This window comes from Bradyrhizobium sp. ARR65 (assembly GCF_000472385.1).
Classification (GTDB): Bacteria; Pseudomonadota; Alphaproteobacteria; order Rhizobiales; family Xanthobacteraceae; genus Bradyrhizobium.
The window spans coordinates 15015-29171 of sequence record NZ_AWZU01000049.1 but is presented as its reverse complement, the minus strand read 5'-3'; the positions used below and the strand labels follow the sequence as shown (position 1 = coordinate 29171).

15 protein-coding genes and 1 tRNA gene are annotated in these 14157 nt (G+C 63.2%); 7 read left to right on the top strand and 9 right to left on the bottom strand.

Annotation, left to right across the window (positions count from 1 at the left end):
• Nucleotides 1-49: 49 nt before the first annotated feature.
• Nucleotides 50-1210 (bottom strand): acyl-CoA dehydrogenase family protein, encoded by a 1161-nt coding sequence (locus F758_RS0134875; RefSeq protein WP_024512206.1) that lies wholly within the window; start codon nucleotides 1208-1210, stop codon nucleotides 50-52.
• Between the two features lie 15 nt (nucleotides 1211-1225).
• Nucleotides 1226-2293, bottom strand: coding sequence for an acyl-CoA dehydrogenase family protein (locus F758_RS0134870; RefSeq protein WP_024512205.1), 1068 nt, complete (start codon nucleotides 2291-2293; stop codon nucleotides 1226-1228).
• Nucleotides 2294-2583: 290 nt separating this feature from the next.
• On the opposite strand from F758_RS0134870, the gene F758_RS0134865 reads away from it, so the two are divergent.
• Nucleotides 2584-3369 carry an SDR family NAD(P)-dependent oxidoreductase gene (locus F758_RS0134865; protein WP_024512204.1) on the top strand — a complete coding sequence of 262 codons (786 nt, stop codon included), beginning with the start codon at nucleotides 2584-2586 and terminating at the stop codon, nucleotides 3367-3369.
• 96 nt (nucleotides 3370-3465) lie between these two features.
• On the opposite strand, the gene F758_RS0134860 is transcribed toward F758_RS0134865, so the two are convergent.
• Both F758_RS0134860 and F758_RS0134855 read right to left on the bottom strand, forming a co-directional pair.
• Nucleotides 3466-3741, bottom strand: a complete 276-nt coding sequence (locus tag F758_RS0134860; RefSeq protein WP_024512203.1) for a GlsB/YeaQ/YmgE family stress response membrane protein — start codon at nucleotides 3739-3741, stop codon at nucleotides 3466-3468.
• A gap of 46 nt (nucleotides 3742-3787) precedes the next feature.
• Nucleotides 3788-4357: a YidB family protein gene (locus F758_RS0134855; protein ID WP_024512202.1), complete on the bottom strand. Its 570-nt coding sequence runs from the start codon at nucleotides 4355-4357 to the stop codon at nucleotides 3788-3790.
• A 164-nt stretch (nucleotides 4358-4521) separates the two neighbouring features.
• Here F758_RS0134855 and F758_RS0134850 point away from each other — a divergent pair, with 164 nt between their 5' ends.
• On the top strand, nucleotides 4522-4737 hold the full coding sequence (locus F758_RS0134850) for a hypothetical protein (protein ID WP_051387128.1): 216 nt from the start codon (nucleotides 4522-4524) through the stop codon (nucleotides 4735-4737).
• A 212-nt stretch (nucleotides 4738-4949) separates the two neighbouring features.
• Here F758_RS0134850 and F758_RS0134845 read toward each other — a convergent pair whose 3' ends face one another.
• Nucleotides 4950-5519, bottom strand: a complete 570-nt coding sequence (locus F758_RS0134845) for a hypothetical protein (protein ID WP_245286671.1) — start codon at nucleotides 5517-5519, stop codon at nucleotides 4950-4952.
• 411 nt (nucleotides 5520-5930) lie between these two features.
• On the opposite strand from F758_RS0134845, the gene F758_RS46800 reads away from it, so the two are divergent.
• Nucleotides 5931-7586 carry a tetratricopeptide repeat protein gene (locus F758_RS46800; protein WP_024512199.1) on the top strand — a complete coding sequence of 552 codons (1656 nt, stop codon included), beginning with the start codon at nucleotides 5931-5933 and terminating at the stop codon, nucleotides 7584-7586.
• A 194-nt stretch (nucleotides 7587-7780) separates the two neighbouring features.
• Here the strand turns inward: F758_RS46800 and F758_RS0134835 are convergent, their stop codons facing one another.
• From F758_RS0134835 to F758_RS0134820, 4 genes are all read right to left on the bottom strand, one after another.
• Entirely contained in the window at nucleotides 7781-8848 is a 1068-nt protein-coding gene (locus tag F758_RS0134835) for an MBL fold metallo-hydrolase (RefSeq protein ID WP_051387126.1), read from the bottom strand.
• Nucleotides 8849-8985: 137 nt separating this feature from the next.
• Nucleotides 8986-9951 carry a M28 family peptidase gene (locus tag F758_RS0134830; protein ID WP_024512197.1) on the bottom strand — a complete coding sequence of 322 codons (966 nt, stop codon included), beginning with the start codon at nucleotides 9949-9951 and terminating at the stop codon, nucleotides 8986-8988.
• Nucleotides 9952-9964: 13 nt separating this feature from the next.
• The gene (locus tag F758_RS0134825) at nucleotides 9965-10579 is read right to left on the bottom strand and encodes a fused MFS/spermidine synthase (protein ID WP_035724145.1); all 615 of its coding nucleotides are present in this window, start codon (nucleotides 10577-10579) and stop codon (nucleotides 9965-9967) included.
• Nucleotides 10576-11499, bottom strand: coding sequence for a spermidine synthase (locus tag F758_RS0134820; RefSeq protein WP_024512195.1), 924 nt, complete (start codon nucleotides 11497-11499; stop codon nucleotides 10576-10578). The genes F758_RS0134825 and F758_RS0134820 overlap by 4 nt, the downstream gene beginning before the upstream one ends.
• Nucleotides 11500-12305: 806 nt before the next feature.
• Between F758_RS0134820 and F758_RS52870 the strand changes: the two genes are divergently transcribed.
• The 4 genes from F758_RS52870 to F758_RS0134800 all read left to right on the top strand — a co-directional run bounded on the left by F758_RS52870 (nucleotide 12306) and on the right by F758_RS0134800 (nucleotide 14103).
• Nucleotides 12306-12431 (top strand): hypothetical protein, encoded by a 126-nt coding sequence (locus F758_RS52870; RefSeq protein ID WP_283805893.1) that lies wholly within the window; start codon nucleotides 12306-12308, stop codon nucleotides 12429-12431.
• Nucleotides 12432-12664: 233 nt separating this feature from the next.
• Nucleotides 12665-13267: a thioesterase domain-containing protein gene (locus F758_RS45215; protein ID WP_157450303.1), complete on the top strand. Its 603-nt coding sequence runs from the start codon at nucleotides 12665-12667 to the stop codon at nucleotides 13265-13267.
• Between the two features lie 372 nt (nucleotides 13268-13639).
• On the top strand, nucleotides 13640-13828 hold the full coding sequence (locus tag F758_RS0134805) for a hypothetical protein (RefSeq protein ID WP_024512193.1): 189 nt from the start codon (nucleotides 13640-13642) through the stop codon (nucleotides 13826-13828).
• 198 nt (nucleotides 13829-14026) lie between these two features.
• A tRNA-Arg gene (locus tag F758_RS0134800) sits at nucleotides 14027-14103 on the top strand.
• Nucleotides 14104-14157: the final 54 nt, after the last annotated feature.

Here is a 14157-nt window from a genome sequence, read left to right as displayed (position 1 = left end):
CACCGGGGAGAGGCGGAGCGAGAGTGCGGCGCGACCCTTCTCGTTCACATCAACGCAGGCCTAGTCCGCGCGCGATGATGCCGCGCAGCACTTCGGTGGTGCCGCCCTGAATGGTCAGTTTCGGCGCGGTCTTGATCGCGAACGACAGTTGTTTCTCCAGCGTCTCGCGATTGCCGACGTCCTCCTCGACGAAAGCGGCGAGGTCGCGCACGCGGTGCGGCAATTGCTGCTCCCAGACCGTGCCGATATCCTTGACGATGGCCGCCTCCACCACCGGCTCCTTGCCGGCCTGCAACATGCCCGCCACCGAGACCGACATTCGCCGCATCGTATGGAGCTGGGCGACGAGGCGCCCGATGCCCTCGGCGCTGCGCGTATCCGGCTTCTCGCCGACGGCGCGCACCAGTTCAGTGAGCACGTAATAGGTTTCCAGGAAACGCTCGGGGCCGGAGCGCTCATAGGCAAGCTCGCTCGTCGCTTGCTTCCAGGCGCCGTCGATCTCGCCGAGCACATAGTCATCGGGAATGAAATGGTCGGTAAACACCACCTCGTTGAACTCGAATTGGCCGGTGATCTGGCCGATCGGATTCACCTTGATGCCCGGCTGCTTCATCTTGACCAGGAACTGCGTCAGCCCGTGCCGGCGGTTCTCCTTGGTCGGCGGCGAGGTGCGGAACAGCGCGATCATGTAGTCGGCGATCTGCGCTGAGGAAGTCCAGATCTTGGTGCCGTTGATGAGCCAGCCGCCGTCGGTCTTGGTCGCCTTGGTCTTCGCCGCGAATAGGTCGGAGCCGGAATTCGGCTCGCTCATGCCGATGGCAAAGCAGAGCTCGCCGCGGCAGATGCGCGGCAGGATGTCCATCTTGACGTGCTCCGGGGCGTATTTCAGCAGGATCGGTCCGCTCTGGCGATCGGCCACGAAAAAGCGCCGTGTCGGCGCGTTGGCCACCCGCATCTCTTCCGTCACCACATAGCGCTCCAGGAACGAGCGCTCGTGGCCGCCATACTTCTTCGGCCAGGTCATGCCGATCCAGCCGCGTTCGCCGACCTTGCGGGAGAAGGCCGGCACGTCGGTGTCCTCGCGGTTGGGCTTGAACGGGTTGAAAGTGCCGGCCGCGATTTCCTCGGCAAGGAAGGCGCGCACTTCCTTACGCAGCTCCTCACATTTGGGCGGCAGGCGGATCGGATCGAAACGCAGCGCTGCTGTCATATCGAAAACCTTCGTTTAGCGCGAGGCCACCAGGGGCCACAATTCGTCGGCGCCGCGCGCGGCGATCCGTTTTCCCAACTCGACGGCCCAGTAGCTCTCGGAGCCGAAATCGTCGCGCCAGGACAGTGCGCGCAAGGAGTAACGGTGCAGGATGTGTTCGATGGTGAAGCCGATCGCGCCGTGCACCTGATGCGCGATAGCGCCGCCCTTTTCGGCGGCCTCGGCGCAGCGGATCTTTGCCGCGACGGCTTCGAGGAAAACCGCGTCCTCAGTGAAGGACGGGTTGGTGGCGATCGTATCGGCCGCCGAAGTCGCGGCCGCCAGCGCCGCGGCCGACTCGCCGGCAAGCCGCGCGAGATTGTGCTGCACCGCCTGGAACTTCGAGATCTTCTTCTCGAACGCCACGCGCTCATTCGAATAGCGCACGCTGATGTCGAGCATGGATTCCAGGCTGCCCGCGATCTGCAGGCTGCGCACCACGCCGCCCATCAGCATCAGCGCGTTCTGGTCGAAGCCTTTCGGCGCGGGTTTTGCGGTGATCGGCTGGACTTTGTCGAAGGTCACGACGTCGCTGTTGTCGTTCGCAAGATTGAGGCCTGGTTCGATGCGCAGCTTGGCGGCGTCGACGAGTGCAATCGAAACGCCATCCGCGCCGTGTGCCAGCACGGCAATATGCTTGGCGGCCTTGGCGAACGGCACGCCGCGGGCGCGGCCGGTGAGCGTGCCGTCGGCGTTGAGCGTGATGCGGTCCTTCGGGCTTGTCGGTGCCAGCGTCATCTCGCCCGCGGGCGAGGCGATCCTGGCCTGCGCCAGCAGCCAGCCCGCAAGCATGGTCTCCGCGAGCGGCACCGCGATCGCAAACCGCCCGGCCGCGCCGAGCACGCCAAATCCGTCGACAAGCGAGGCGCCTGAACCACCGAGGTCTTCATCAACCCAGGACAGCGGCAGGCCGGCCTCGCTGAGCGCCTGCCACAGCGGCGCTCTCCAACCTCCAGTCTTGTCGCTGTTGATGGTTTGCGCGTCGGCGAGATCGGTGAAAATCTTTTCCGCGGTCTCGACGACGATGTTCTCACTCTCCGCCACAGCGTTCCTCGCTTTAGGGATATTGGCGCGTCCGCGCCCGGATAGAAGGGGGCCAGACTGCGAGCTTTTCTTGCACCGGATGATGGGGAAAAGCCATGGCCCTGACAAGCGCTGGTCGCAGGGGCGCTTGCGGTGCGGGCATGATTGCAGCCGGCAGCCGCCATCGCGGTGCGGCTTCGGAACATGAAATTCCGCGCAATGGAGTATTGGAGATTTGCGGCGATTTTGCCGCGCGATATGGTAAGCGCGGCTTGGCCGCCGATGGCCTGAAAACTAATCAAGGGGAAGCGATGTCGAAGGATGGTTTGTGCGCGATCGTGACGGGTTCGGCGTCGGGGCTTGGCGCCGCGACCGCGGGCTTGTTTGCCAAGGCCGGCGGGCGCATCGTGGTCAATTATTCCAATAGCCAGAACGAGGCCGAGGCGACTGCGGAAGCCTGCCGCAAGGCGGGCGCCGCCGAGGTTCTGGTGGTGCAGGGCGACGTGTCGCGCGACGAGGATTGCAAGAAAATCGTTGCCGCGGCGACGCCCTGGGGCAAGCTCGACGCGCTGATCAACAATGCCGGCACAACCAAGCATGTGCCGCATGACAATCTCGACGGCCTGTCAGCCGAGGATTTTCAGCGCATCTACGCGGTCAACACCATCGGGCCGTATCAGATGATCCGCGCCGCGCGATCGCTACTGGAAGCGAGCGCGAAGGCGTCGGGGCGCGCGGCCACGGTGGTCAACGTCTCCTCGGTTGCCGGCATCAGCGGCGGCGGCTCGTCGGTGGCCTATGTCGCCAGCAAGGGCGCGCTCAACGCCATGACCTTGTCGCTGGCGCGTGCGCTCGCGCCCGCCATCCGCGTCAACACGGTTTGCCCGGGCTATATCGACACGCCCTGGTTCACCAAGGGGCGCGGCGAAGCCGGTGCCAAGCAAGTGCGCGATGCGGTGGTGGCGAAGGTGCCGCTGAAGGTCGCCTCGACCGCCGAGGACATCGCGCAGCTCGTCTATTTTCTAGCGACCCCCGCCTCGAGCAACATGACCGGCGAATGCGTCCGCATGGATGCCGGCATGCATCTGATTTTTTGAAACTGATGCACGTCATTGCGGGGCGCGCTGGCGCGAACCCGGAGTCTCGAGATTCCGGGTTCGATGCTTTGCAGCGCCCCGGAATGACGGATCGTGCTAGCGATTGTAATCGCGGATCACGCCGCTGGCGACCAGGCGATTCCAGATGAACAGCACCACCAGGGCGCCGATGGTGGCGGTGATGAAGCCGGCGCCCTGCTCCGGGCTGTAATGGCCGATCGCCTGGCCGACCCAGGTTGCCAGAAATGCGCCGGCGATGCCGAGCACGGTGGTCAGGATGAAGCCTGACGGATTGTTCGGTCCCGGCGACAGGAAACGCGCGATGATGCCGGCCACGAAGCCGACGACGATGATGTAGATTATGCCGCCCATAATTGCTGTCCCTTTCCCAACAACAAAAATGCAGTGGCCGCGGCGATCAGATGCGTTCCGACATCTCATCCTCGGTCGGGAGCCGTCCCTCCGGCGTCAGATGATCGACCACGCGCGGCAGATATTGACTGAGGCCATTGAGCAAATCGTCGCGCGACAAGCCGCTCTGTGCCGAAAGCTGATCGATCTGGTCGGCGCCAAGGGCATTGGCGAGATCGCCCGGCGCGATCTGCTTGTTCGGCCCCGGGCTGACCCAGGAATTGGCCGTCTCGCCATGACCGGCCTGCTGCAACTGCCTGAGCAGGTCGGACAGTCCACCCGAAAGCACGCTGCCTGCGGCACCCCCAGCGAGCGCGCCGCCCAAGGGGCCCCTCAAGATGTCGCCGAGGCCACCCCCGCCGGGTGTGCTTGAGGGAGGTGGCGCAGGTGCAGGCGTCGGCGCCGTGCTTGGCGCGCTCTGTTGATTGCCGGTGAAATGCTTGAGGGCCTTCCAGGCCAGCAAGCCCAAGATAGCCATGGTAAGCGGCGACATTCCGCCGCTGCTCTGCTGCTCGCTCGGCCCTGAAGGGCCGCGGGGACCGTGCTGCATGCCGTTGAGGACGTCGAGTAAACCCATCGTTCGCTCCTACCGCCAGGCTGCCCCACTGTGAGCGGAACCATAGCGGTGCCTGATGACGGTTACAAGGCAAGGACTTGCGGCGTTGAAACGGCTGCGCTTGGATGTCGAAGGAGTGGCGGCGTGACCGCCGAGATCAAGGGGGGAAGACGATGCGCCGATCCATGGCTGCAGCCATCCTGGCTCTCACGACCGCAAGCTTCACCGTCGCCGCGCATGCTGCGCCGCCCACGGTGACGCCGTCGCCCGGTTACGACGCGCGGTTGCAGGAGCAGAGAAGGGCGACATCGACGACCTTTACGGCCGGCCCGTCATCGGTCCCGGCCAATCCGCCGGCCCCGCTGCAACGCCATCATGTGAAGCGGACGCACGGGCATTAAGGGAGATTGCTCAAGTCAAAGGACTCCCAACCATCGCCGTCATCCTTTGAGGCCGCCGCGGAGCCTTTCATCGGGCCGAGCTTTGCGCGGACCCGTTGGCGACGGCACCTCAGGATCGCGGCGATGGTTGGGAGCCCGCCTCAGTACAGAGCGATGCTTTCGGTTCACGTGTCCCTCTCGGTCCGCAAGCGCGGACCGGCGCCCAGACGCCGTCAGCTCTTCTTGCCCTTGGTCGGCGTCGTTGCGCCGAACAGCCTTTTCTTCAGGTCGTTGATCGTTTCCGACAGGCGCGGCCATTCGCAGGACAACGACGGTTTCACGCAATCGCGCGTGCGCGAATTATTTGCGGCCTGATTGGCGATCAGCTTGCTCGGCCGCGCCTGCGGAAGCGGCACGCGTTCCGTTGGCGTTCGCAGCGACACCGGCTGCGGCTCTTGCTCCTGTTCCTGCTGCTTGGCGGCGAAAGCGGCCACGATGTTGCTGCGCCGCTGCCGCTCGAGATAGAGCGCATATTGCTGGTCGATATATCTCTGCTCTTCCGGCGTCGGATTGGGACCGGCGATATCGAAGCTGCGGTCCTGCAGGAAATCATAATAAGTATAGCCGCCGCCGGGCTTGCGTCGGCCGGCGAACTTGGCATTGCAATCGGCGAGCGCGGACGTCCGCTCTTGCTGGGTTGCGGCCTTGCCGGCGAGCTCGGCGCATTCCTCGAAATCGGCCGGCGCGCGGTTCCACCAGCCCGCAACCGCGCGCGACGGCTGCAGCACAAACACGACGGCCATCGCTGCTGCCATCAGTGCAGCTTGACGCGATCCGAACACTGGCGCTGGTCCCCAAACTTTACAGGTAACAATTGGTTTTCCGATTGTCGCCATTTTGTGGCAGTCGGTCATGAAATTGGCGCGACAGTGTCCGACTCGTGCTGTCTGCGGCTAACTCGATCTACGGCTTGACTTTTTCCCGGCGTGGGCCGGAGGGCGAAAGAGTTCCTTAACGATTTTCATGGGGCCTCGCAGGCCCCGATCGCGTCCCGTTCGCGCCGATTCGCGCGTTTCCTGGTCGCGTTGCCACAATCGAGGGCGCCCGCGAAGGCGCGACGGCAGCGGCTGTGGCGCGGCCGGCGATCTCCGGCGGAACGGTTTGTTTACCAAACCGTGGGCATGGTTAACCATTTCCTGCCGAGAGCCTTCCCTGTGAATCTTAGTGCGCTACCCGTCGCCCCTTCCTCTGTCGAAGAGGTTGCGTCACACATCAACCGCCAGATCCTGATCGGACAACAGCATTACGCTACGGGCCAGATCGGCCAGGCGATCGCTGCTTATAGAAGCGGGCTCGATCACGCCGAAACAATCGGCCTCGATCAGATCGCCGTTGACATCCTGGCCGAGCTCTACGCCAGGCTCGGCAACGCCTATATGGTCGGCCGGCAGTTCTTGTCCGCAACCGAGCAGTACAAGAGTGCGCTGCGGCTGAAGCCGACGCTCACCGCTTGCTGGTGCAATCTCGGCAATGCGCAGTTCGAGACCGGCAACGCGCAGGCTGCGATCGCGCTCTATATCGAAGCACTGAAGCTGAACCCTGGGCATTGGCCCTCGCGCACCAATCTCGTCCAGGCCTTGATGGCGACCGGGCAACATCTCGTGGCCAAGGCCCTGTTGTCCGAACTTGCGGCGGAGCGGCCGCAGGACGCGCAGCTTCGCCACCAGCTCGGCAAAGCCTGCTTCGCGCTGAACGAGACGAAGGAAGCGTTGTCGCATTTCCAGGCGGCGGTCGACGTCAATCCGCGTGATGCCGAAAGCCTCTATTGGATCGGCGGGATCAGGCAGGACATGGGCGAGGCCGACGCCGCCCGGCTCGCCTACGCGCAAGCCGCGCAGATCCAGCCGCTGATCCGGCGCCGCGCGGCGAAATCGCCTGCGGATTTTCGCCTGCTCGCCCTCTACGCGCCCTTCGGCGGCAATACGCCATCCAACTATCTGTTTTCGGACGCGGCCTATGATGCGGATACGCTGGCGGTGTTCGAGGAGGGCACGGTGGATGTCGCTTCGCTCGGCGATGTCCAGCTTGTGGTCAACCTGATTTCGGACCCGGACCAGGCCGGCGCGACCTTGTCCTTGGCCGCAGCATTGGTCGCAAAGCTCGACAAGCCCGTCATCAATGATCCCGCAAGAATACAGCGCACCACGCGGGATGCCGTCGCGGAGCTGCTGCCCGGTATTGCCGGCTGCCGAATTCCGCAGATCCTGCGCCTCGATGCCGGCGCCGATGTCTCGCCGGAGGCGCTGGCGCAAGCACTGCCGTTCGCATGTCCCGTGCTGGCGCGGCCGGCCGGCACGCATGGCGGCGATGACTTCGAAAAGGCCGCGAGCCTCGATGAGCTCGCGGCCTTTCTGACGCAACATCGCGATGGCGACCGCTACCTGATCGAATATATCGATTACGCCTCGGGCGACGGATATTTCCGGAAATACCGCTTTCTGTTCGCTGGCAACGAGATCCTGCCCTATCATCTCGCGATCGGAAGCGATTGGAAGCTGCATCACGATAATACCGATATGGGCGATCGCCCCTGGATGCAGCAGGAGGAGGCGGCGTTTCTCGCCGAGCCCGGCACCGTCTTCACGGAAGCAAATTTCCAGGCGCTGCGTACGATCCGCGAGCGGATCGGGCTGGATTATTTCGGCATCGATTGCGGCCTCGACCGCGACGGCAACCTTGTCGTGTTCGAGGTCAATGCCTCGATGCTGGTGCACAACGACAATCCGGACTTCCCCTACAAGGACCCAGCCGTCCGCGCCATCAAGCACGCCTTCGATGCGATGCTGCGGGAGCGGGCGGGGCTCGCTTAGAGTGCCGTCGCTTGGCTGAAGCAAACGACCGTCCTGCCCCGTCATTGTTCGAGTCTCGCGACAGCGATGAACGGCCTCGCTGCGAGCGCCGGACCGTCGCCCTTTGAGACAGGCGCTAACGCGCCTCCTCAAGGGGGAACACTGACATTTGCCTCAGTGCAGGACCATCCTGCGTTAGCCTTCGCCTGGCTCTGCTAGATCACCATCAGGTCTCTCGCCACGATAATCTCGCCCTTGAAATTCTTGGCCGCGCCGTCGCGCCAATCCTCTTCCTTGATGCTGTCGAGGCCCGGCGTCAGATGCGAGAGCACCAGCGTCTTGACGCCGGCTTCCTGGGCGATGCGGCCGACATCCTCGACGGGTGCATGATCGGCCTTCATATGCGCCATGAACGCGTCGTATTTGACCGGAAAGCCCTTGGCGATGCGATCGCGCAAATAGGCGTCGAGCGCCGGCAAATAGAGCGCCTCGTGCACCAGGACATCGGCGCCCTTCGCGATCTGCGCCATGGCCTCGACCGCCGTGGTATCGCCGGAGAAGGCGATCGAGCGATCCCTGAAATCGAATCGATAGCCGAGCGCCGGCGTCACCGGCGGATGGTTGACGATGGTGGCGGAGACCTTGACGTTGTCGTCCTGCATCACCGGGCCGACGCTCGAGATCTCCTGCACCTCGAGCGAGGTGAGCGGCGCAAGGTGGAAGTCTTCCGACCAGAACTCGACCGTCTGCTTGTAGGCGCGCAGGAAATCCTCGGTCATCTGTTTCAGCGGCGGCGGCCCGAAGACGCGGACGGTGAGCGGCATGCCCTGCACCCAGCCGACGATCAGCAGCGGGCCGTATTCGACATTGTGGTCGGGATGATGATGGGTGAGAAAAATCGATTTGAGCGCGCTGAAGGGAATCCCGGTGCGAGCATACTGATTGGTCACACCCAGCCCGCAGTCGAGCACATAGGCCGCGCCGTTGCTGAGCATGACATGCGAGGTCATGTGGCGGGTGCGGCCCGGCAGCATCGGCGCCGGTCCCCCGGTGGTGCCGAGGATCACGAGCTTGGTGCCGCTTGCGTTCTTCAGCGCGGTCTGCGCCGCTTGCACGGCATCGGCCGGACCCGCTTCGGCGGCGACGGCCGGCTGCATCTCCGCCGCGGCGACGGGAGCCGCCGCCAGCGCTGCGAGCAGGGTTCGTCGCGACAGCCCGGCATCACTGCTTGCGTTGATCCCGCCGGCGTTACACGGCGTCGGCGTCGTAAATGTCTTGCTCATCCTCTCCTCCCAGCAAATTGCTTTGCGTGCGGCGCGGCAAACGCCTCCGCCTTGCATGTCCCTTTTTGCGTAACCGCCGGAGAGATCAAGGTCCCCCGCTGGGTTCTCCATCGTCCCGGGCGCGGGAGAGGGCGCAGTTACGGCAAATACAGATACTGCAGCAACGTCCGCCCGACTGCCTCGAGACTGCCGGCCGAGCATTTGTCGATCGTATCCTGCGTGGTGTTGAAATAGGGCTCGTACTCGAAATCGATCACGAGAAAGCTCGGAATGCCGGCGGCCGCGAGTGCGGTGTGATCGTCGCTGATCGGATAGCTCGTTGTCTTCGTCGAAAACGCCTTGGGCGCGATCGCAAGTCCTGCGCTCCAGAACTTCTTCACCTCTGGCATGGCGGAGGCCAGCGAGGAAGGTTCGGGCTTCAGCTCGAGATCCCGGTCGCAGACCATGTCGAATACCACGGCCTTTTCCGGCTTGGCGGTCGGATAGTAGTCGTGCAGATGCGCGGTAAAATAAGGCGAGCCGATCGGGTGCCAGTCGGGATCGCCGGCCCCGAGCGCCTTCGGCCCTTCCTCGCCGTCGAAGAAGATCATGTCGATCCCGACGGCGGGCTTTGGCAGGAGCGACAGCACGCGCGCGGTCTCGAGCAGCACGGCGACGCCGGAAGCCGAGTTGTTGGCGCCGGGCATCCGCGCCTTGGGATTTTGGGCGTCGCGATAGGCGTGCACGATGCTGTCATAATGGGTCGCAACGATCATGCGGCGCGGATTGGCCGGTTGAAAGCGGGCGATGATGTTGGTCATCGCATGCGATTTGCCGGCCTCATCCTTGTAGTCCCAGCGCTGGGTGGTGACCGCATCCGCGCTGGTTTTGGCCATCTCGGTCTTGATGTAGTCGATCGCCTGCTGATGGCCCGGTGTATCGATCGCGCGCGGGGTGAAGCGCAACAGATCGGCAATATGCGCGAGCGCGCGCTGGCCGTCCCACAATTCGATTTTTGCGTCGCCTTTGTCCTGTGCGCCCGCGGCCGCCGAGAGCACGAGCGTGGCGGCGGTCGCAAGCGCCGCGATCACTCTTTGCGACCGAGATGAGCTTGTCTGCCGCATATTATGCCAAACCTCACACGGACCGCTTGACGGGATTGAGAAGCAGGGCACCGGCACAGACCGCGAGCACCACGGCAAAGTAATAGGTGATAGCGCGCGAGCCGACGGTCGGGATCAGCAGGAATGTCGTGAGCAGCGTGCCGACGACATTGCCGATGGTGGAGACGCCGTAGACCAGTCCCGCCACACGTCCGGCCTCATCGGCCGAGCGCGTCAGGAGGCTGACTGCGATCGGCGAAAAGGTGCCGAGCAACGTCAACGGCACCAGGAGCAGGGCGGTCGACGCCAACAGCGTCGCCGAGGCGCCGTCCCCAAGCGAGTTCAAAATCGTCTCCATCACCGGATCGGCGGTGGCCGGCACGCAGGCGAGATAGGCGGCCGCGATCAGGATCGCGAGCGCAATCGAGCGCTGCGTCGGATGGCGCGCCACGATCGCGCTGCCGGCGAAATAGCCGATCGCGAGCGCGCACAACACCGTCGAGATCAGGCTCGCCCACGTGCCGATGCCGCCGCCGAAATAGGGAAACAGATAGCGGCTGCCCAGCATCTCAAATCCCATCAAGACGCCGCCGACCAGAAAGGAGCAGGCGTAGATGGAAAACGACAGCGTTGCAGACAATGGCTTCAAGGCAGCTTCCTGTTGTGGCGCTCGATGCTCTTCAAGGCTTCGACCGGCGCGAAATCGTCCGTGAGGACCTTGGCATTGGCGTCGATGACCTTGCCGCTTGCGATATCGATACGCCGCCGCTCGTTGAGCATGTCCGCAAGGCTGTAGCGCAGGCCGTAAGCCTTGTCGCGGTCGTGGGCGAACGCCGCGAGATCCTCACCCCTCCGCTCGGCGCCGTCATAGGCAACCGTGACGATGTTGCCGTCGGCCCGGTAGAAATCAAGCTGCGGGAACACCGCATTGATCGTCTTCACCGCGGAATCGAATAGCATGGTCGAAGGCTCGACGTTTTGCGCGACCACGCCGCCCTCGGCGAGATGGTCCTTGACGATCTGATAAAACTCCTTGGTCAGGAGGTGAAACGGCACGAACGGACCGCGATAGGCGTCGATCAGGATGACGTCGTATTTGTCCTTGGATTCCTGCAGGAACAGCCGGCCGTCGCGGTTGACGACCTGGAAGTTCGGCTCGTCCTTGATGCCGAAATATTTCTTCGCGAGCTGCACCACCGTCGGATCGAGCTCGACCGAGGTGATCGGGACATTGGGCAGGAAGCGGTGCAGATACCAGGCGGTGCGGCCGCCGCCGAAGCCGATTTCCAGGATCGAATGCACGTCCTTGGCGTACATCAGGCTCGCGGTCATGTAGCGCGTGTAGTCGACCGGCAGGTCCTTGTCGTCGTGGGTGTTGTAGACGCTTTCGGTGTAGATGCGCCGGTTGTGGCCGAACGTCATGCTGACGTAAGGCGGCTGTTCGTACACATAAATATTGTTGTAGAGCGATTCCTTGGACTCCAGCAGGTTGCGATTGTCCTGCGCGTGCGCGGCCGCAACCGCCACCGCGCTGGCGAGCATGCCGAAAACGAGCGACCTGATGATCATCTATGTCCCTTGATCTATTCCCTGGGGATGGAAGATAACGAGAACGCGCTTGCTTGCGCGGCCGGTCAGACGAGGGGATTAAACGCCGCTTGCTGACCTTGCGATGACATTGCGCCGCCCGCCGGTCAAGAGAGCCGGCGCGGCCCGCGGCGCCAAGCGTCAACAACTTATCGCGGCCGGCTCGGCCGAACCGGTTCGAATTAAAAAGCGTTCATCTCCGAAACGGGGCTTGATTGTGGCGGGAAGCGCCGCGATCGTCCGGGCCGGACGCCGGAACCGGTTCTGACGCCGGCACAAGCCACTTCGGACGCTGTACCATGAAGCCGTTGAGGGTCGTCGCGCTGGCGCTGACGCTGGGGCGAGCCGAGCAGCACCCAATCGGCGGCCGATGAAGGTGATTGCGGATGCACCCATCTATACGGTGGCGATGGCGGCGCGCGGCGGCGGCACACCAAGTCGCCATCGGACGTCGCGGATGTTGGCCATGACGGCGACAGGATGCTGACGTTCGGCTTGCGGGCTCGCCCCGGTGTTCGACCTGACCGGCCGCGCCGTTCAGTGGTGATCACGCCGCCGCGATTTGCGGGTGATTGTTTGTCCACACGAAATAGTCTTTTCGCCCGTCACTCATTTATTTCGCGCGGGCAGCGCCTATTTAGTCCGTAGCTCACAGGCGGACAGCAGCCGCCTCTTGAATCCTACCTGCGCTGTAACGTCAGGCGGCCGGATTGCGTATATCCGGTCGAGTACGTCCATCTCCCGCCGGTCTCGTCCGGCGGCAATCAAAAACAAGAAGGAGTTCAGCCATGTCGGCTTTGCTCAACCTTATCTACCGGGAATATTGTCGGGCGCGGCTTGCCGAAATGCGGCAACCGCAGCTTTTGATGCTGCCGGCCCAGCTTACGCCATCCGCGCCATCGTCGCAGGATTGATAGCGGCTCGATCCGACGCAGCGCGCTGGCTCACATTTTTGGCGTCGCTGTGCTCTATAATCTCTATCAGCGCCCATCTCCGTAAGGGCGCCGTCGAATACGACGTGAAGCTCGCGGTCATCTGACGGCAACGCACATTGCGATTCGTCAGGGCGCTGTTGCCAAGCGATCACTTCCGGCCTCCGTTCGATTGCAATAAGATCGCAGCAGGAACGGAATCTGGGATGTCTGCGATGGCGCGTGTTGCTGCTTTCCTCTTTGTCGCACTGTTGGCCTGCCTGTCGGCGCGCGCCGGCCTGTCGCAATCGCAGCCTCACTCGGCCGGCCCGCCACGTGAAAAGGTCTTCCTGCTGCGCGGCTTCACCAACGTGCTGTCGCCCGGGATCGACCAGCTCGCGCAAGAGCTCAAGGAAAGGAATATCGAGACCGAGGTCGCCAATCACATCTTTGCGCTGTCGCTTGCCAACGAGGCCATCGAGGACTGCAGAAGCGGCCGGGTCGGCACGATCGTGCTGGTCGGCCATTCCTTCGGCGCGACCGGCGCGTTGATGATGGCCGATCGTCTCAACAAGGCCGGCATGCATGTCGCACTGATCGTGACGCTCGATCCCGTGATCAAGGGCGCCGTCCCCGCCAATGTGCATAGCCTCGAGAACTTCTATGTTTCCGACGGGGTCGGCACGACTGTGCAGCCGGGCGATCATTTTCACGGCTCGCTCAAGAATGTGGACATGAAAAGCAACCCGGAGCTTGGACATATTTCGGTGACCACCTTCCCGTCGATGCAGAAGCAGGTGCTCCACGACATTCTGTCGGCAAATACGCGCTGCGGCTAAGTGATGAGCGCGCGGACGGCGCGAATCGCAGACGCCAGGAATTGAGCAATCGATTGAGGGCGGCACGGTGCCGGCCCGTATCGGAATGCCGTGCCGAAAGAGTATCGGCACGGCATTCCGTCCTCTTAGGATTGCGCCAGATACCCTGCCGCTTCCTATGGCAGGATGGTTGTCAGATTAACCTATGTGAACTGGCGCATCCCGCGATAGCGCTGATTTCCGCGGCAAATTGATTGCGCCAAGTGTTCGCTGCATAGCCGCTCTAATTTCCCCTTGGAACGGTCCAAATTTCGACGCCGACTCAGCCCACGTTCCCGACCATCCGTAACAGACCTGACTCGGCGGAGTTCAGTTGGCCAGGGGATGTCAGTCATGGGAAACGTTTATTCGCCGTCGACCAAGGATCGGGTTCTGCCGTCGCGGCTGCAATGCGATGAGGACAAGTCGGATAGTGATTTGGATAATGATGTGATTGCCCTGCTCGAGGAAAATGCCCGGCTGCGGGCGCTTGTGACGCAGCTATCCGATCTCGTCCTGAGGCACGTTGTCGATCAGAAGTAACTAGCGGCCGCTTGCGCTTTCGGTGCAGCGTCTGGGACGCGCCTGACCGGGACGCGCGGCTGGCGTATGCTCGCCTGCCGGTTGGGTCGCGCGTTCCCGGTATCCCACCGCAGGAAAACAACGGCAAGGACCTACCTCCGGGAGGCTTCCGATCCGCCTCGCGCTCTGCTATGGACATTGCAGCGCGGCGGCGCGCGCGGTCCCGTAGCTCAGCTGGATAGAGCGGCGGTTTCCTAAACCGCAGGTCGCATGTTCGAGTCATGCCGGGATCGCCACTCGCCGTGCTCCCCGACTAAGCACGCGATTTCAGCTACTTATCATCTGGCCAT

Coding starts and splice junctions, on each gene's coding strand:
- F758_RS0134875 (WP_024512206.1), bottom strand. CDS start 1,210: ATGACAGCAGCGCTGCGTTTCGATCCGATCCGCCTGCCGCCCAAATGT.
- F758_RS0134865 (WP_024512204.1), top strand. CDS start 2,584: ATGTCGAAGGATGGTTTGTGCGCGATCGTGACGGGTTCGGCGTCGGGG.
- F758_RS0134860 (WP_024512203.1), bottom strand. CDS start 3,741: ATGGGCGGCATAATCTACATCATCGTCGTCGGCTTCGTGGCCGGCATC.
- F758_RS0134855 (WP_024512202.1), bottom strand. CDS start 4,357: ATGGGTTTACTCGACGTCCTCAACGGCATGCAGCACGGTCCCCGCGGC.
- F758_RS0134850 (WP_051387128.1), top strand. CDS start 4,522: ATGGCTGCAGCCATCCTGGCTCTCACGACCGCAAGCTTCACCGTCGCC.
- F758_RS0134845 (WP_245286671.1), bottom strand. CDS start 5,519: ATGGCCGTCGTGTTTGTGCTGCAGCCGTCGCGCGCGGTTGCGGGCTGG.
- F758_RS0134835 (WP_051387126.1), bottom strand. CDS start 8,848: ATGAGCAAGACATTTACGACGCCGACGCCGTGTAACGCCGGCGGGATC.
- F758_RS0134830 (WP_024512197.1), bottom strand. CDS start 9,951: ATGCGGCAGACAAGCTCATCTCGGTCGCAAAGAGTGATCGCGGCGCTT.
- F758_RS0134820 (WP_024512195.1), bottom strand. CDS start 11,499: ATGATCATCAGGTCGCTCGTTTTCGGCATGCTCGCCAGCGCGGTGGCG.
- F758_RS52870 (WP_283805893.1), top strand. CDS start 12,306: ATGTCGGCTTTGCTCAACCTTATCTACCGGGAATATTGTCGGGCGCGG.
- F758_RS45215 (WP_157450303.1), top strand. CDS start 12,665: ATGGCGCGTGTTGCTGCTTTCCTCTTTGTCGCACTGTTGGCCTGCCTG.
- F758_RS0134805 (WP_024512193.1), top strand. CDS start 13,640: ATGGGAAACGTTTATTCGCCGTCGACCAAGGATCGGGTTCTGCCGTCG.